At 52.0% G+C, this 17,796-nt stretch carries 14 protein-coding genes; all 14 read right to left on the minus strand.

Features of this window, described 5'->3' with window-relative positions; genetic code table 11:
* Positions 1–20: 20 nt before the first annotated feature.
* The gene (locus CD175_RS11145; RefSeq protein ID WP_104448957.1) at positions 21–878 is read right to left on the minus strand and encodes a dTDP-4-dehydrorhamnose reductase family protein; all 858 of its coding nucleotides are present in this window, start codon (positions 876–878) and stop codon (positions 21–23) included.
* Entirely contained in the window at positions 875–2,119 is a 1,245-nt protein-coding gene (locus CD175_RS11150; RefSeq protein WP_104448958.1) for a glycosyltransferase family 4 protein, read from the minus strand. Before CD175_RS11150 ends, CD175_RS11145 begins: the two co-directional genes overlap by 4 nt.
* Positions 2,120–2,122: 3 nt before the next feature.
* Positions 2,123–3,262, minus strand: coding sequence for a glycosyltransferase family 4 protein (locus CD175_RS11155; protein ID WP_104448959.1), 1,140 nt, complete (start codon positions 3,260–3,262; stop codon positions 2,123–2,125).
* 24 nt (positions 3,263–3,286) lie between these two features.
* Positions 3,287–5,212 carry an asparagine synthase (glutamine-hydrolyzing) gene (gene asnB, locus CD175_RS11160; protein WP_104448960.1) on the minus strand — a complete coding sequence of 642 codons (1,926 nt, stop codon included), beginning with the start codon at positions 5,210–5,212 and terminating at the stop codon, positions 3,287–3,289.
* Between the two features lie 34 nt (positions 5,213–5,246).
* Positions 5,247–6,431: a hypothetical protein gene (locus tag CD175_RS11165; RefSeq protein ID WP_146094570.1), complete on the minus strand. Its 1,185-nt coding sequence runs from the start codon at positions 6,429–6,431 to the stop codon at positions 5,247–5,249.
* A gap of 142 nt (positions 6,432–6,573) precedes the next feature.
* Positions 6,574–7,797, minus strand: coding sequence for an oligosaccharide flippase family protein (locus CD175_RS11170; RefSeq protein WP_104448962.1), 1,224 nt, complete (start codon positions 7,795–7,797; stop codon positions 6,574–6,576).
* Positions 7,798–7,802: 5 nt separating this feature from the next.
* Entirely contained in the window at positions 7,803–8,852 is a 1,050-nt protein-coding gene (locus CD175_RS11175) for an NAD-dependent epimerase/dehydratase family protein (RefSeq protein WP_104448963.1), read from the minus strand.
* Positions 8,853–8,912: 60 nt separating this feature from the next.
* Positions 8,913–10,190 carry a Vi polysaccharide biosynthesis UDP-N-acetylglucosamine C-6 dehydrogenase TviB gene (tviB, locus tag CD175_RS11180; RefSeq protein WP_104449429.1) on the minus strand — a complete coding sequence of 426 codons (1,278 nt, stop codon included), beginning with the start codon at positions 10,188–10,190 and terminating at the stop codon, positions 8,913–8,915.
* A 469-nt stretch (positions 10,191–10,659) separates the two neighbouring features.
* Complete coding sequence (locus tag CD175_RS11185; RefSeq protein WP_104448964.1) at positions 10,660–11,700, minus strand: LPS O-antigen chain length determinant protein WzzB; 1,041 nt, start codon at positions 11,698–11,700, stop codon at positions 10,660–10,662.
* 408 nt (positions 11,701–12,108) lie between these two features.
* Positions 12,109–12,423 carry an integration host factor subunit beta gene (gene ihfB / locus CD175_RS11195; protein ID WP_104448966.1) on the minus strand — a complete coding sequence of 105 codons (315 nt, stop codon included), beginning with the start codon at positions 12,421–12,423 and terminating at the stop codon, positions 12,109–12,111.
* A gap of 150 nt (positions 12,424–12,573) precedes the next feature.
* Positions 12,574–12,855, minus strand: a complete 282-nt coding sequence (locus CD175_RS11200; RefSeq protein WP_007973637.1) for a hypothetical protein — start codon at positions 12,853–12,855, stop codon at positions 12,574–12,576.
* A 208-nt stretch (positions 12,856–13,063) separates the two neighbouring features.
* Positions 13,064–14,755 carry a 30S ribosomal protein S1 gene (rpsA, locus tag CD175_RS11205; RefSeq protein ID WP_007973639.1) on the minus strand — a complete coding sequence of 564 codons (1,692 nt, stop codon included), beginning with the start codon at positions 14,753–14,755 and terminating at the stop codon, positions 13,064–13,066.
* A 120-nt stretch (positions 14,756–14,875) separates the two neighbouring features.
* Complete coding sequence (cmk, locus tag CD175_RS11210; protein WP_007973641.1) at positions 14,876–15,565, minus strand: (d)CMP kinase; 690 nt, start codon at positions 15,563–15,565, stop codon at positions 14,876–14,878.
* Complete coding sequence (locus CD175_RS11215; protein WP_240628981.1) at positions 15,562–17,769, minus strand: bifunctional prephenate dehydrogenase/3-phosphoshikimate 1-carboxyvinyltransferase; 2,208 nt, start codon at positions 17,767–17,769, stop codon at positions 15,562–15,564. Before CD175_RS11215 ends, cmk begins: the two co-directional genes overlap by 4 nt.
* Positions 17,770–17,796: the final 27 nt, after the last annotated feature.

Here is a 17,796-nt window from a genome sequence, read left to right on the forward strand (position 1 = left end):
AACCTGATTGAATTTAATGATCAACGCAACGCGCGCATCGACTTAACCAATTCCAACCACGACGGTGGAACGTAACCGGTTGCCGCCTGAAACTTCGAGGAGTTCAGCGAGCGATCTATAGCAACTTGACTGTCCGCGATGATCTCGATTTCCTTTTCGTAAACTTCCGCCACCAGCTTCAGAAGAGAAAACTTGTCAATCGGTGCCACCGAAACATGATACAGGCCGTGAAGCTGTGGATTCGGGATCACATAGTCGCGAATGACACGTGCCAGCTCAACGGTAGGCAGCCCCGAGAAAATTGCCTTCTCATAGCCCTTGACCGGCCCGTTCTGGGACAGGAACCAGTCCACCAACGAGTACTGGCTCCCCAGTTCGTGACCGATGATGGAGGTCCGCAACGTGACGGCATTCAGGTCCGTGTGAAGCTCGCCGATGTACTTGGACTTTCCGTAGAGATCCTCCGCATCGGAGATATCTTCCTCGGTGTACATGCCTTTACGGCCGGAAAACACGCAATCGGTGCTGATGTGAATCAGGCGAGCACCGGACAACGCGCACAATTTGGCAATGCGATGCGGCAACATGGCATTGATGGGGAGCGCAGAAAGTGGGTCCTTGGCATCGGCCAATTGCTTGATCAGCCCGACGCAGTTGACGACGACATCCGGCTTGACCCGTGCCAGAACCGAGACCAGTGAGTCCTGGTCGAGCACGTCGACATTACTGATCAACGAACTGTGCATGTCCTCAGAAAAGTATTTTGCGCCACCCGGATTGCGCAAAGTGCCCCACACCTCGACGTGCGGGTTTCCATGGAATTGCCTGAACACTGTGCTACCCAGCATTCCGGTGACCCCTAACACAAGAACTTTCATTTTGAGCTACCTTTTAATTCATTGATCCTGCTACTGAGGATTTCGACCAAACGCTGGCTTTGCCGCTCCATCTCGAAATGCTCGAGGTAGTACGCCCGACCCGCCTGTCCCAACGATTCCCGCTCATCCGAAGTCATGCGGAAAAGTTGCTCAATGCAGTTGGCCATACCTTCGGCGTCCTGCGCCGCGGTGGTCAAACCGGCTCCGGCCTCCAGAATGACGCGCGCACCCTCGCCATCCAGCGCAGCGATAATCGGCCTCCCCGCAGCCAGGTAAGCCTGGACTTTACTGGGGATGGTATAGGAGAACGCCTCATCCTGCTTCAACGTCACCAACAATCCCTGCGCACGGCTGAAAAAATGCGGCATTTCAGTGGCCGCAAAGCGTCCGGCAAGAACAAGGTTGTCCAAACCGCGGGACTTCTTCTGGCTTTCGATCCAGTTCAACATGCTGCCGCTACCGACCAGTACAATCCTGATCTGCGACAAATGGCGGAGCTTGTCAGCTACCTCAACGAGGGTCTCGACCGACTGCGCGGTCCCCAGGTTTCCGGCAAAAACAAGACAGAAATGACTGTCGAGCTCTGCAAGCAAAGGCGCAGGGATCCGGGTCTCTTCTACACTCGGCGGCACGTCCTGATAGGAGTTGGGGTAATACACGACCTTGCCTGGATTGGCATAACGGGCGACCGGGTCTCGAAACGCCCTCGATTGAACAAGCAACGTATCGACAAAGGCGTAAATGCCTTTCACCAACCAGCCCACAATGCGCAATATTGCCTTGTTCTTGATGAACCCGGTCGCACTCAAACTCTCTGGCCAGAGATCCTGAACCCATACAACCAGATGGCTTTTGAGTTTCCACTTCAAGTAAATCGCCGGAATAACCGACGTAATGGGAGATGGCGCAAATACGAAAATCGCATCATAGGCCTCCCCTTTCACTGCGCGTGGGTAGTGTTTCAAGCCATTCAAGATAAATGACAAATAGTTCAATACGAGGTTTTTTGCACCGGAAGTACCACGAGGTCTGAGCGGTGCACGGAAAACACTGACAGAAGACTCGAACTTTTCTTCCTGAGCTCCGGAGGCACTGTAACCGTTAAAGACTACACCATCCGGGTAATTGGGCTTTCCGGTAAGAATTTTTACAACATGGCCCTGGGCAGATAAAGTTTTAACCAGGTCATTGATAATAAAAGACTCTGGCCAAAAGTATTGCGACACCACAAGAACCTTCATTTATCAAACACCTTTTTTGGGGCTCACGGCCAACGCCAGCAACTCTGACCATGTTTTTCTTGAGGTTTTTTCCCAGTCAAATTTATCGCTTTGGGTCACCGCCGCAACGGACAACGCCTTCAACGTATCAGGGCTTGTCAGCGCCTCAGACAGCACATTTCTTATATCTTTTGAATCAAACGGAGAAAAATACAGTGCTGCATCCGCTCCAAACTCCGGCATCGGCATTACGTTTGAGCAAATCATCGGCCTTCCAGAAGCGAGCGCTTCGAGCAGAATATTAGGGCAGTTCTCGCACGACGATGCAAAGAGATTCAGATAGGCGTGATGATAAAGTGGAGGAAGCGTCTGATAGGGAATAGCGCCCAATAAAAGCACTTGGCCTTCAAGGCCTAGCGTTGCAATGAGAGACTTGACCCGATCGGCCTCCGGCAGGTTTGTTTCACCCACAAGAACCAATGGAAATTTTTCACGAAGTTCCTTTGGCAGCTCCGCATAAGCGCTAACGACTTCATAATGATGTTTGTAAACATCAAATCGCGACACGTATAAAACATATTCTCCAGCGGGCAAAAAGTCCGGCCGAAGAACGGCAGAATCGCCATGCGTCCTGAATACCGAGCCGATTCCGTGAGGAATCGTAACTGGATTCTTGATATGGGTCAGCGACTCAATGACACTTCGTGCGTAATTTGAGATGAATATTGTCAGATCCGCGTCACGCATGCTCTTGAGCATAATGCGATTCAACAACCAATTTCTCAGGCGCTGCAATCCAAGTGGAATGCTTTTGCGTACTCGCAAATCGAATGGAATCATGTTCCGAAACATTGTCGCAACTTTGCAACCTGTTGGAGCAGAGGTGCCAACTACGCCACCGGGACAAAACAGAACGTCAGCTTTCTCAGCCTTCAAAATACCGGGCAGCACCCACCGCTCCCACACGGCTCTCACAATCGGGTTTTCAGTTGGCCAGGCTGGTTCGACCCGCTTGATTCTCGGGTGATCAGGCAGCTTGAGTGACGCCGGGGCGAAAACCAGAATCTCAAGATCCGCATTGTCAGGTACGAACTGAAAAAGATTAATCAGATATGTCTGACCTCCACCCAGACGGGCAGAGAGTGCATTGAAAACTATCTTCATGGAAAACCTTTTGCTCAATCTGGATTAGTGGCTATTTTTATCGAGCCAGGATTGGAACATTAGAATATTCCACAAATGAAGACTGCGATCGTATGTTCCGTTCTGATGCTGGAGCCATGCCGAGCGAATTTTCTGAGAATCGAAGTAGCCCTCTCTCTTGAGACGCTCCTCCGTCAGCAGGTCCTCTGCCCACTCTTTCAGCGGCCCACGCAACCATTGCGCCAATGGAATAGAGAACCCCGCCTTCGGCCTGTCAAAAAATGAAGTAGGAACATATCGCTTAAGAAGCTCGCGAAGCGGCCACTTCCCCACACCATTTTTTATCAGTTGGTCTGACGACAACGAAAACGCGAGTTCTGCAACCCGATGATCAAGCAATGGAGCGCGGGTTTCCAGGCTTGCGCTCATCGCACCACGATCCACTTTAACCAGCAAATCGTCAGGCAAATACTGAGAGACGTCCCAGCGACGCATTTCCTCGACGTAATCCACTGCCGACTCCCAGGAAACTACGTCTTGCCGTTGAGCATCGACACCCAGCACCACATTGTCGGTCGACTGCCACTGAGACATCAAACCGGTATACATCTGCGCCAGATTTTCAGAACCCAACAGCTCGGACATTCTGTAGATACGTCGACCATTGACTTTGGTTCGAAGGCTGCCCGGCAGAATCGAGCAGACGTTGTCCCAACCCTTGGACGAGAGCGAACGAAGTGAATAAGCCATGACCTGGCGTGCAGGCAACGGCAGCTTTTTTATACGCTCCCATAGCCCGGCAGTAATCTGGTAACGGGGATATCCGGCAAAAAGCTCATCGCCACCATCACCGGACAGGGCAACGGACACATGCTGCTTTGTCATCCTGGAGACCAGGATTGTAGGTATTTGAGAGGAGTCAGCAAAAGGCTCGTCGTATATTTCCGGCAGGTGCGGGATTATTGAAACAGCATCATCGGCACTCAGATAAAACTCAGTGTGGTTAGTCCCCAAGTGCTTGGCGATAGCTTTGGCGTAAGGTGCTTCATCAAACTCAGGTTCATTAAACCCGATCGTGTAAGTATTGATACTGGTAGAGCTTTGTGATTGCATCAAGGACACTATCAAGCTTGAATCGACACCACCGGACAAAAACGCTCCAAGTGGAACATCGGCAATCATTTGCGACTTTACTGCAGCAGACAATCTTTGACCGACAACATCCACAACTTCCTTATCGCTGGCCTGCGAAAGTTCGTGCTTTAACTCGCCAGCCGGCGGTAACGACCAGTAGGAAACGGGTTCCTGCGCACTAGATAACGAGCCGACATTCAAATAGTGTGCCGGCTCCAACTTTTTAATGCCTTCATAGATGGATTCCGGAGCCGGAACATATCCATATCTTACGAACTTGGCCAGCGCATGACGATCAATTCGCAGATCGCTGCCAAATGCAGCCTTGATCGCTTTCAACTCGGAGGAGAAGACAAAACGGTTACCCACAATACCGTAGTAAAGTGGTTTCTCTCCCATTCTGTCTCGTGCCAATGTAATCGTCTTGGAAACTTTATCCCAAACAGCAAATGCAAACATGCCCACCAGGTTTTCAAGGGTTTTTTGTACCCCCCACGCACCGAGCGCTGCCAGCAACACTTCTGTATCAGAGTGCCCGCGCCAGACACGCGTCAAACCTGACGTAATCAACTTCTCGCGCAACTCATTAAAATTGTAGATTTCACCATTAAAAACAATAACATACCGTTCATCATCGGAAACCATCGGCTGACTTCCGTGTACCGAGAGTTCCAGGATCGAAAGCCGTCGGTGCCCCAGTGACACTCCACTATCGGCATCTGACCAAACTGCTCCATCGTCGGGCCCACGATGTATCAGCGCGTCCACCATCTTGCCAACGGCAACGGAGCCTTGCTGATCCAGCTTCCACCCGACAACTCCCGCAATTCCGCACATACCTACTCTCTCAATCCAATGAAAATATTGAAACTCACTTCAAAACCCGAACGAGTTTCATCGTGAAGAATAATCCTAATGCCATCACATAAAAAACCAATGAGTTCAGCAAATATATTTCGCCGTACCAAACCCAGTGCATAACCGATGCAGCACACAGCATGTACAAGAAAATTCGCAGAAAGTCATCCTCGCGGCAGCGCGAGTCGATCAACCGCAAGAAGCAGACACTGATGAATCCATTGAGGAAAACACCAAACAGGCCGAAATTCTCAAAAGCCACGCCGGCAACGTGGATCCCACCGAGCCCGGTAATGTAATACCAGAGGGCTGGATTATCCACCATAATGGGTTTTTCCATGCCAAAAGCCGAATAGAAAGGTGACGGTGCCAACGAAAGGAACATATCGAGATAGGTCTGGCCATAACGCAGATGCTCCCCATCCCAGAAATTGGTTAACTGCTGAACAAGCGGTAAAATGATCGCATTCCAGGAGTTGAACAATAAATACTGCGTAATGTTATCCGACGTTAAGTCCACATCCATCCGGCTCATTGAAACAACAACACCGCTGACGAGTAGAAGAGCCATGAATACAGCAACGGACAACAGAGCTTTAAGCTTGATAAATTTATTATAGCGAAACAACAGCCCTAGAATCGAAGCGACAACCAGGACAACAAAATCACGATCCCCCGTCATAGCGTTGGCAACACTATAAGAAACCACCAGAGCTGCAGACACAAAAAACATCGATCTGGATGGGTAGGAAAATGCCAATGCAATGATCGCGATGATGGAAAAAACCACTACTGACTCGATACCCGCGAACATTTCAAGCAGTGCGTTCGCGTTTACAAGCCTGAAGCTGATAAAGAAAATGGACAGCGCAAGAAAAATGACACCTGCCAACTTGAAGTCCAACGCAGAAAAAAAAGTTTCCCGCTCCGCGTGCAAACTTCTGGGCGGCACCGCCAATGACAATAGATAACCAGCGAGTCCACCAGCAACACCAAGAAACCAGACCAGCGAAAGCCGGAATACTAATAAGTCATCCAGATAAAAGTCATAGTCTCCGATAGGCCAAAGCGTAATGGTTTCGCCCCACAAGCAACTGACAAGCCCCAAAAAAGGCACCGAATAGCAAACGGCGTACAACGCAACGAGATATTTTTTTGATATCAGGCACAGAACGCATTGCACGAGCAACACCAGCAAGCACGTCGAAACCAGTAATATAACCATTAACCTTGACCAACAAAAACAAAGCAACTGAACCGTAAACCAGACTCAATACTGGCCCCAATATTACTTTCAGCCATGCACCCTGTGTAACCAACGCACATGCTCAACATATTCATCACTGCACCAACTTACGGCCGCCCAGGACCGCAAGCACGGCAATTTGAGCTGCCAGTGCCAAAACAAAGGATCTGAAAAGATCGACCGCCAACATATCGCCTTTTAACCCTGCCACTACCGTCAGCGACAAATAAACAAACGCATAAACACAGCTACCAAGAAAAACAACCCTAGTCATGTTTTTACTGTGCAATATTTGAGTAACGATTGTAGTTGTAAGCCCAATGCCACCCGCCAGTACTGCGTAAGCCAGAAGATCATTTTTGCTGCAAAAACTACTGCCGAGCAGGCACAGCCAGTAGCTCTGTGACAAGACCAGGAATACAGGCAAACAAACCGAAATTGATAGCCCGAGCATCAAGTACAACTTACTGGCACTATTCCCGCGTCCTGCCAGCTTTACAATGGCATAGGATGTCAACGAGCTTGGCAACACAGTTACCAGAATATAAAAAAGGAAAAACAGATTGAAATAGCCAATCTCCGACACGTTCAAGCTCGAGTTGGCAAATATCATCAGACAAACAATATGAACAGGTGCCCCGAGAAGCATACTACCGGCAATGGTCGGAGCCCCTGAGCGCGAAAGTAACGCCGCCATTTGTCGAAAAAAGGGAGGTTCTCGCTCCCCCTTGCCACCATGGCTGAACTGGTTTTTCTTAATTGTAAAGAATCCATATGCAGGCGCGATTAGCGTACAAATCGCGAGGGTAAGAATGACCCCCTCTATTTGCCCAGCAATCTTCGCAATGGAAACTACCAGCAGCAATCCTAGAAGACCATGGGCCGCCAGTGCAGCAGCCCATTTCCCCGAGGTGTTAAGGGAGAACATCAATCCGGTTATAGTCAAATTGCAAACACAAGCGAAACCTAGAAAAAATGCTCCGATCAGCAAGTAACCAGGATTCATTTCGTAAGAGGAAGCTGGCGCCGGAAAAATCAAAAACACGATGACACAGAGGGCACCTACAATGATGCCGCCCCATGACATGAGGCCCAAGGAAGTCTTGTAATTTACGTCCTCGGCATTCAGGACCGCATAACGACTCAGCGCGACGCTCAAGCACTCCCCTACCACCGTTGCGATACCTGTGACTATCGCGTAATGGTAAGAGAACACACCGTATTGTTCGACGCCTAGAATTCTTGCCAAACTGAACAACAATACAAACATGCAAAGTTTGTTTGCAAGAACCGTGATTGCGCAGATCTCTTTAATCACTAGCCTTAACTTCTTGCAAAGAACGAGACATACCAACTTGCTGCTTTCAGCATACCTTCACCAACAGTAAAAAGCGGCTTGTAGCCCAACAAACTCTTAGCCTTATCAATATTCGCCTGCGAGTGCCTTACGTCACCAGCCCGGAAATCTCGATAAACCATATCCGATGTAGACTTGACATCAACGCGAGCCAAAGCGTCCTTGATGCATGAAAAAACCTGATTCAATGTTGTCCTGTCACCGACGGCGACGTTGTAAACATTATTCTTTGCTTCAGGACTGGCACAGGCAGCCAGTATATTGGCTTGAACTGCGTTTTCTACGAAGCAAAAGTCCCGACTTGTTTCACCATCACCATTGACGAAAACCTCTTCGTTATTGATCATGGCCGCCGTCCACTTAGGAATCACGGCTGCATAGGCGCCATTCGGATCCTGACGCTTGCCAAAGACGTTAAAATAGCGAAGCCCAATGGTATTGAACCCGTATGTACTGGAAAAAACCTCAGCATACAGTTCGTTTACATACTTTGTGACCGCATAAGGGGACAGCGGCTTGCCAATCACACCTTCAACCTTTGGAAGTCCAGGATGATCGCCGTAGGTAGAGCTCGATGCGGCATAAGTAAAACTTTTTACTTCCGCATCCTTCGCCGCAACCAACATATTCAGGAAACCGTCGATATTGGTACTGTTCGTTGTAACAGGATCATTGATGGAACGCGGAACAGAGCCCAATGCTGCCTGGTGCAAAACGTAATCTACCGGAATATCGGTGGCCGCCGGGAAAGTCATCGCGGTTCTGCAATCGTCAATATTTCTGATATCACCTTTTACCAGCACGAAGCGCGCCCATTGCTCAGGACTCACGACTGATTGCACTTCATCGAGATTACGCTGGTGCCCTGTTGCAAAGTTATCGAGGCCTACAACCCGCTGATCTAATTGCAGCAGTGTCTCCAATAAATTGGAGCCAATAAATCCGGCCACCCCCGTAACCAGCCAAACCTTTGGGGATTGTTGAATTCCAGCTTTAACTTCTTCGAAACGGGTCATTTGATTCTCGACTTGTTTTTTCCGGCGGTAACGAATCAGGGTCTTTACAGACCCTGATATTCAGAGACGCAAATCTGATTGAGAGGCATCCAGCAGGTACTTGAGATCATAGAGAACATGTTCTGCCTTACCCAAGCTGCGAATTTGTTCAGCCCCCATCGCAGAGAATTCATTGTGTGCGACAGCCAGAATGATACCGTCATAAGAATCAACCTGCGGTTGAGCGATAGGAGTAATTGAATACTCGTGCATTGCTTCCGCCGCATCTACCCACGGATCATAAACGTCAACAACAATATTGAATTCAGCGAGTTCATTCACAATGTCGATGATTTTAGTGTTACGCAGGTCCGGGCAGTTCTCTTTGAACGTCAGCCCCATGATCAAGACGCGAGCACCATCAACATGAATTTTGCGCTTGAGCATCGCCTTGACAAGTTGAGATACCACATAGGCTCCCATGCTGTCATTCAAGCGACGACCCGCCAAAATGATCTCGGGATGATAACCGATGGACTGTGCCTTGTGAGTCAAGTAATAGGGATCTACACCGATGCAGTGACCGCCAACCAGTCCCGGACGGAAAGGCAAGAAGTTCCACTTGGTCCCCGCTGCCTCCAGAACCGCCTGAGTATCGATACCCATCTTATTAAAAATAAGTGCCAACTCATTGATCAGGGCAATGTTCAAGTCGCGCTGTGTATTCTCGATAACCTTTGCCGCCTCGGCAACCTTGATACTCTTGGCCTTATGAGTTCCGGCGACAATTATTGTATTATACAAAGCATCAACCAGATCAGCGACCTCTGGAGTGGACCCGGCAGTTACTTTCTTGATGGTAGTAACACGATGCTCTTTATCGCCAGGATTTATCCGCTCCGGGCTATAGCCTGCATAGAAATCGACATTGAACTTCAGTCCGGATACTTTCTCCAGCACTGGAACACAGTCTTCCTCAGTAGCGCCAGGATAGACCGTTGACTCATAAATAACGATATCGCCCTTTTTCAAAACACGCCCAATCGACTCACTGGCTTTAACCAAAGGAGTCAGATCCGGTCTCTTATGCTCATCAATCGGGGTTGGGACAGTAACAATATATATATTGCAGGCGGACAACTCTTCCAGCACAGAACTAAAACTTAAACCCGACGCAGAACGCAATTCAGAATCAGACACTTCGAGAGTAGCGTCATGCCCTGCTTTGAGCGCTTCGATTCGACGCTGACTGATATCAAATCCGACGACTTGCATTTTTTTGCCAAACTCAACCGCCAGCGGCAAGCCCACATAACCGAGACCCACTATGGCCAACTTCACATCTTCGAGTTTAAGCATTGTTTTCCCTTGCCATTCATCAATATTAAGTCGATCGTAAAAAGCGCGCCAAATCTTGCGCTTTAAAACAAACATCACGGCTGCGTAAATTAGAAATTATACCGAAAGCGCCTATGGGAGCCATAAGAATTTTCAGAAAGCCAACGAAGAGCTCGAACGCCCTCCTTTCCGCCTGCACACACGCAAAGCCACGACTGCAACGCAAGCCGCCGCAACGCAATTACCAGTCGTTGATCGCACCCCGTCTAGCATGGTGCCGGGCATACACTCAACCCCGCACATGAAAAATATGCAAAACCCCGAAAGCGGTGTCCAGCCTGTCAAAATTCCTGTCGGAACTGACAGCAGCAAGGTCACCGGGATCAATACTCCAACCAAAACCCGATCCGTTTCGACTAAACGGGCAGACAGCCTGCTCCCGGCCCAAAGATAGAAATCCCCTTCCCCAGGTGATTTCCTACAAACTCAGCTATTCCTGCCTCACGACAAACAGCCCGCGAAGCAATACAAAAGTAATGCCTGTGATCAAGCCAGCAATAACACCCAATACAAGGATCAGAGCCTTGCGAGGTTTCACCGGGTTATCAGGCAACTCCACTACCCCGTCTTGCCGATAGACGGACACCACCGCCGGCTCTGTTTTCAGCCCCTTGAAGAAGTTGTATCGATCCTGAAGATCACGCAAGTTATCCGTAAAAGGGTCATCGGACTCGCGCGCCTGTAAATTTTCAATTTCCGCCCTTAGCGCTTTCGAGCCACGCATATACGTAAGCTGACCAGCCTCCCCACCCGCAATGACCGACTGACTCACAGTGATCGCCGGTGGTTTCTCCAGACCGATTGACTCGGCAATCCGCAGCGCCTCGCTCAACCTGGCAATCGAATCTTCTCTGGCCTTGCTGCTTTTCTCCCTGGCGGAACTTATCTGCTGCTCCAAATTACGAGCCCGGACCTCAGACTCAATTGAAACGTTCTTGATCATTTCGTTCTTGGCCAATTCACCAGCCTGAGCCACATACTCAGCAACCCACTCTTTGGCCTTCACTGGATTGGTGGTCTGCACGACAACCGAATACCTGTCAGAGTTTTCCCTGAGCGGCGGAACCACACGCAACACCTCGGAAAATTTCGAATACAGGACATCCCGGGACTTTTTTTGCTCCTCCAAGGACAAACTTGGCACATAAATCTTGCTGAAAAAATCTAGACGAAGAGACTCTGCCTGCAAATATCGAGTGTAAATATCATAGACATCCTTAACCGTGTAAGGAACCAACTCTGACTCTTTCATTCGACCGTAGTTAAAGTTAGATATATCACTCTTCGACGGCGGCATTACAAAAGCTTTCGCCTCATAGACCGGAGCAGCCAGGAAAGCATAGCTCGCTGCCAGAGCAGCCCCCAAAACAACAAAAACTACAACAACAAGTTTCTGCCTTAAAATCGCACGAACAAATCTTTGAAATTCAAAATATTCCAGCCCATTATCTTTTTTTGAATCAACACGCATATATTGTTAGCCTTATTCACTTAAGCGCTTGCGTTAAATACATAAACCAGATCACTAGAGATGGATCAACGTAAACCAGACAGAAGAGGAGCCCCCCCCCTTTTCTCAACTCACGCTACTAAATACCTTATTACATCTACGGACGCGGAGATTAAAAACACCAGGCAAAATCAATGCCCAACCTATCGTCCACGCCTCCTCCCCAGGAAATGAGCCACCACGACCCCTCCACCAAAAATCATCCCCATCAGGAAAGAAGCAACTCCGAACATCGAGATCTTTAGCTGGGGTGACGAAAAACCGAAGAAGGAAACAACGACAAGCTGCTGGTTTTCCAGCACGAAGAGCAGGCTTGTAATTGATATTAACAAGACTAGCCCAGTGATCATGAATCGTTTGATGCGACTCTTATCTCGCCAACTCATCGCCACCTAAACCCTCCTCTTCCTCATTTACACGATCACGCAATTCTTTACCCGGCTTGAAATGCGGGACGAATTTGCCGTCGAGACTGACAGACTGCCCGGTTTTCGGATTACGACCAACCCGTGGAGCGCGGTAGTGCAGAGAGAAGCTGCCAAACCCCCGAATCTCGATACGATCTCCGGTAGCCAGACATTGGGACATTTGCTCAAGCATGGTCTTGATGGCCAGCTCCACATCCTTGGATGAGAGCAGCCCTTGATGGGTGACAATTCGTTCGATCAACTCCGACTTCGTCATATTTTTCCCTTCTTTTTCAAGCAGCTAGATCAGCGCTCCAAAGGTTTTAGCACGCCGGCATGATTTTGAACAGCCCGAGTTTTGCCATACATCCCACCATCCCGGAATGCCTGATTCCTGGACGGGAGTGGCTTCTGAGCCATCACTGCCTCATCGGCAAATCACCAGCATCGTGCGCGTCAGGAAACCTGCGGGATTGAAGCCGAAGGGGAAGCCATCTTCCTCTTCCTTGACATCGTCAGACCTCACCACAACTTTATAGCCCGCCCCCCCGCACTCCTTGGCCGCGCGTTTGTAACATTTGTCCCATTTCGAACCGAGCCCCGAACAATCAACCTCAATGCCGCTCACCCCGCGTACTACGTGGGTTTTGGCATTGGTGGTACAACCCGCTAGCGCCAGCACTGCTACTGCGACAATTAGCTTGTTCATTCACGTCCTTTTGCCAGATAGCCCAATGGGCGATCATTAGTCTCAGGCTAAAGACTAGCCGCAAATAAGCACTTGATCCGACTAAACAATCAGACATTTTTTCAGCGTCTTTGGTTCACGACTCAAGCAGCCAAAGGTCGGCCCCCCCACCAAATTCCAGACAAAAAAAGGGCGACCGAAGTCGCCCTTTTTTACAGAAAGTCAGAACTTAGTTCTGCTTTTCCATTTGTGCACGCAGCAGGTCACCCAGAGTGGTGGCCACAGGAGCATCAGTAGCTACTGGCTTGTCGCGCAGGCTCTGGATTGCTTCTTTCTCGTCTTCAACGTCTTTCGACTTGATCGAGAGCTGGATTACACGGCTCTTGCGGTCAACGCTGATGATCTTGGCTTCTACTTCTTCGCCCTCTTTCAGAACGTTGCGCGCGTCTTCAACGCGGTCACGACTGATTTCGGAGGCTTTCAGAGTCGCTTCGATATCGTCGGCCAGAGTGATGATGGCGCCTTTAGCGTCAACTTCCTTCACGATGCCTTTAACGATGGCGCCTTTGTCGTTCTCTTGAACGTACTCGGAGAACGGATCGCTTTCCAGTTGCTTGATACCCAGGGAGATGCGCTCGCGCTCTGGGTCAACCGACAGGATAACGGTGTCCAGCTCGTCGCCCTTCTTGAAGCGGCGTACGGCTTCTTCGCCCACTTCGTTCCAGGAGATGTCGGACAGGTGAACCAGACCGTCGATGCCGCCGTCCAGACCAATGAAGATACCGAAATCGGTGATCGACTTGATGGTGCCGGAGATTTTATCGCCCTTGTTGAACTGGCCAGAGAAATCTTCCCATGGGTTAGATTTGCACTGCTTGATGCCCAGGGAGATACGACGACGCTCTTCGTCGATGTCCAGAACCATAACTTCCACTTCGTCGCCGACTTGTACGACTTTCGAAGGGTGGATGTTCTTGTTGGTCCAGTCCATTTCGGAAACGTGTACCAGACCTTCAACGCCTTCTTCCAGCTCAGCGAAGCAGCCGTAGTCGGTCAGGTTGGTTACACGCGCGGTAACGCGAGTGCTTTCTGGGTAACGGGCTTTGATAGCAACCCATGGATCTTCGCCCAGCTGCTTCAGGCCCAGGGAAACACGATTGCGCTCGCGATCGTACTTCAGAACCTTGACATCGATCTCGTCGCCAACGTTGACGATTTCGGAAGGATGCTTGATACGCTTCCAAGCCATGTCGGTAATGTGCAGCAGGCCATCGACGCCACCCAAATCGACGAATGCGCCGTAATCGGTGAGGTTCTTGACGATACCTTTGACTTGTTGGCCTTCCTGCAGGGATTCCAGCAGAGCTTCGCGCTCGGCGGAGTTCTCGGCTTCCAGGACGCTGCGACGGGAAACGACAACGTTGTTGCGCTTCTGGTCCAGCTTGATGACCTTGAATTCCAGCTCTTTGCCTTCCAGGTGCGTGGTGTCGCGCACTGGACGGACGTCAACCAGAGAACCTGGCAGGAACGCACGGATGCCGTTAACGTCGACAGTGAAGCCGCCTTTAACCTTACCGTTGATAACGCCCTTGACCACTTCTTCGGCTGCGAAGGCTGCTTCCAGAACAATCCAGCATTCAGCGCGCTTGGCTTTTTCACGGGACAGCTTGGTTTCACCAAAGCCGTCTTCAACCGAGTCCAGAGCAACGTGAACTTCGTCACCGACGTTGATGTTCAGTTCGCCAGCGTCGTTGTAGAACTGCTCAAGCGGGATGAGTGCTTCAGACTTCAGGCCAGCGTGAACGGTTACCCAGCGAGCTTGGTAATCGATATCAACGATAACACCGGTGATGATGGAGCCTGCCTGAAGGTTCAGGGTTTTTAGGCTTTCTTCAAAGAGTTCCGCAAAGCTTTCGCTCATTTTAATTCCTGTTGATGAGGGCGAAGAAAACGCCCATCTCCACACCCCAGACGGTGTGGGTTAGTTTCATTTAAAAGAAGCCACCGCAGGACTATGACTGGTCCCCTGCGGCCCTCTTGGTCACCCGGCGATATCGCGAATGGCGATCTCGCTCATGATGCGTTCCAGCACCTGGTCGATGGACAATTCCGTGGAATCCAGCTGTATGGCGTCAGCCGCCGGCTTGAGCGGGGCTACCGCTCGCTGGGTGTCACGCTCATCGCGTGCACGTATCTCATCTAGCAGACTCGACAGACTAACACCCTCGACTTTGCCCTTCAACTGCAAATATCGGCGGCGCGCCCTCTCCTCGGCACTGGCGGTCAGAAAAATCTTCAGCGGCGCATCAGGAAAAACCACCGTTCCCATGTCGCGCCCATCCGCCACCAGGCCCGGTGCTTCCTGAAAAGCACGCTGGCGCTGCAGCAGCGCCTCGCGCACAGCGGGCAACGCAGCCACCTGGGAAGCGCCGGAACCGACGCTTTCGGTGCGAATGACATCGCTGACTTCATCACCCTCCAGGATGATGCGTTGCAACTGACCGTCCGTCGCCGCGATGAACTGCACGTCCAGATGAGCGGCAAGTTTCTTCAGCAGTTCCTCGTTGGTCAGGTCGACACCATGGTTATGCGCGGCGAAAGCCAGCAGGCGGTACAACGCACCGGAATCCAGCAGGTTCCAGCCCAGGCGCTTGGCCAGAATCCCGGCTACCGTGCCCTTGCCCGAACCGCTTGGCCCATCGATGGTGATGACCGGTGCAATGTTGTTCACGACTGCGCCTCTTGTGCCACACGAATGCCGACCTGCGCGCACAGCGCCAGGAAGTTCGGGAACGACGTCGCGACGTTGGCGCAATCATGAATGCGGATCGGCGCACTGGCGCGCAGCGAAGCAACGCTGAACGCCATGGCGATACGGTGATCACCATGACCGTGCACTTCACCGCCGCCGATCTGGCCGCCGTCGATGATGATGCCGTCCGGGGTCGGTTCGCATTTGACGCCCAGTGCCAGCAGACCATCCGCCATGACCTGGATGCGATCCGATTCCTTGACCCGCAGCTCTTCGGCGCCGGTCAGCACGGTGCGCCCTTCGGCACAGGCAGCGGCCACGAACAGCACCGGGAATTCGTCGATGGCCAATGGAACCAGCTCTTCGGGAATCTCGATACCTTTGAGTTTAGCTGCCCGCACACGCAGGTCAGCCACGGGCTCGCCGCCGACTTCACGCTGGTTTTCCAGCGTGATGTCCGCACCCATCAGGCGCAGGATGTCGATCACACCGGTACGGGTCGGATTGATGCCGACATGCTCGAGCACCAGGTCCGAACCTTCGGCGATCGATGCCGCCACCAGGAAGAACGCCGACGACGAAATGTCGCCCGGCACCTCGATGTGGGTCGCGGCCAGCTTGCCACCGGACTCAACCGATGCCGTGGCACCGTCAACGCTCACCGGGTAGCCGAAACCGCGCAGCATGCGCTCGGTATGGTCGCGAGTCGGAGCCGGCTCGGTCACGGTGGTCTTGCCTTCTGCGTACAGACCGGCCAGCAGCAGGCAGGACTTAACCTGGGCGCTGGCCATCGGCATGGTGTAGGTCAGGCCCTTGAGCTTGTTGCCACCACGGATGGTCATCGGTGGACGACCTTCGGCGGCGGTCTCGATCACCGCGCCCATTTCACGCAGCGGATTGGCCACGCGATTCATCGGGCGCTTGGACAGCGAGGCGTCGCCGGTCAGGGTGCTGTCGAAGTTCTGCGCAGCCAGCAGGCCGGACAGCAGACGCATCGAAGTACCGGAATTGCCCAGGTAGATCGGGCCCGGTGCCGGCTTCAGGCCATGCAGGCCAACGCCGTGAATGGTCACGCGACCGTGGTGCGGGCCTTCGATGACCACGCCCATGTCACGGAACGCCTGCAAGGTCGCCAGGGCATCCTCACCCTCGAGGAAGCCTTCGACTTCGGTGACGCCTTCAGCGAGGGAACCGAGCATGATCGAACGGTGGGAAATCGATTTGTCACCCGGTACGCGAATCCGACCGGACAGGCGGCCACCAGGTTGAGCCAGGAAAATCAGATCATTGGAATTCATAGCGTCCACATAGGCCCTGCGGGCCAGGATTTTACTGAAATGCTCGCGGGCAACCCGGGCGCGAGTGAAAACGCCCAACAATTGGTGCCCATCCCCTGCATCGACCGCGTCGCGCAAGGCGTCGAGATCGCTGCGAAATGTATCGAGTGTGCGCAGGACAGCTTCGCGGTTGGCGAGGAAGATGTCGTGCCACATGACCGGGTCGCTACCGGCGATTCTTGTGAAATCGCGGAAACCGCCCGCAGCGTAACGGAAGATCTCAAGATTTTCATTGCGCTTGGCCAACGAATCGACCAGGCCGAACGCCAGCAAGTGCGGCAGATGACTGGTCGCGGCCAATACTTCGTCGTGACGTTCGACCTGCATGTGCTCGACATCGGCACCCAGCGCGCGCCACAAACGGTCGACCACGGCCAAGGCTGCCGGATCGGTCTGATCCAGCGGCGTCAGGATCACCTTGTGCCGACGGAACAGCTCGGCGTTGGAGGCCTCGACCCCACTCTGCTCGGAACCGGCAATCGGATGCCCCGGCACGAAGCATGGCGGCATCTTGCCAAATGCTTCGGTGGCAGCGCGCACCACGTTGCCCTTGGCGCTACCGACATCGGTCAGGATCGCCTGCCCCAGGTCCATGCCAGCCAGACGCGCGAGCACTTTCTCCATGGCCAGGATCGGCACCGCCAACTGAATGACGTCGGCGCCCTGACAAGCAACGCCCAAGTCTTCTTCGCAGCGATCCACCACCCCCAACTCGACCGCGAGCTTGCGCGATTGTGGATCGAGATCGACCCCTACCACTTCGCGGCACATCCCGCTTTCGCGCAACCCCTTGGCAAACGAACCGCCGATCAACCCCAGACCGACCACCACCAGGCGACCGATCATAGGTTCAGCAGATTGCAGTGCAGTGAC

The sequence above is a fragment of the Pseudomonas laurylsulfatiphila genome, assembly GCF_002934665.1.
Taxonomy (GTDB): Bacteria; Pseudomonadota; Gammaproteobacteria; order Pseudomonadales; family Pseudomonadaceae; genus Aquipseudomonas; species Aquipseudomonas laurylsulfatiphila.

Bases quoted from the DNA above. Each gene is read 5' to 3' on its own strand.
- CD175_RS11145 (WP_104448957.1), bottom strand. From the start codon at position 878: ATGAAAGTTCTTGTGTTAGGGGTCACCGGAATGCTGGGTAGCACAGTG.
- CD175_RS11150 (WP_104448958.1), bottom strand. From the start codon at position 2,119: ATGAAGGTTCTTGTGGTGTCGCAATACTTTTGGCCAGAGTCTTTTATT.
- CD175_RS11155 (WP_104448959.1), bottom strand. From the start codon at position 3,262: ATGAAGATAGTTTTCAATGCACTCTCTGCCCGTCTGGGTGGAGGTCAG.
- asnB (WP_104448960.1), bottom strand. From the start codon at position 5,212: ATGTGCGGAATTGCGGGAGTTGTCGGGTGGAAGCTGGATCAGCAAGGC.
- CD175_RS11175 (WP_104448963.1), bottom strand. From the start codon at position 8,852: ATGACCCGTTTCGAAGAAGTTAAAGCTGGAATTCAACAATCCCCAAAG.
- tviB (WP_104449429.1), bottom strand. From the start codon at position 10,190: ATGCTTAAACTCGAAGATGTGAAGTTGGCCATAGTGGGTCTCGGTTAT.
- CD175_RS11185 (WP_104448964.1), bottom strand. From the start codon at position 11,700: ATGCGTGTTGATTCAAAAAAAGATAATGGGCTGGAATATTTTGAATTT.
- ihfB (WP_104448966.1), bottom strand. From the start codon at position 12,423: ATGACGAAGTCGGAGTTGATCGAACGAATTGTCACCCATCAAGGGCTG.
- CD175_RS11200 (WP_007973637.1), bottom strand. From the start codon at position 12,855: ATGAACAAGCTAATTGTCGCAGTAGCAGTGCTGGCGCTAGCGGGTTGT.
- rpsA (WP_007973639.1), bottom strand. From the start codon at position 14,755: ATGAGCGAAAGCTTTGCGGAACTCTTTGAAGAAAGCCTAAAAACCCTG.
- CD175_RS11215 (WP_240628981.1), bottom strand. From the start codon at position 17,769: ATGATCGGTCGCCTGGTGGTGGTCGGTCTGGGGTTGATCGGCGGTTCG.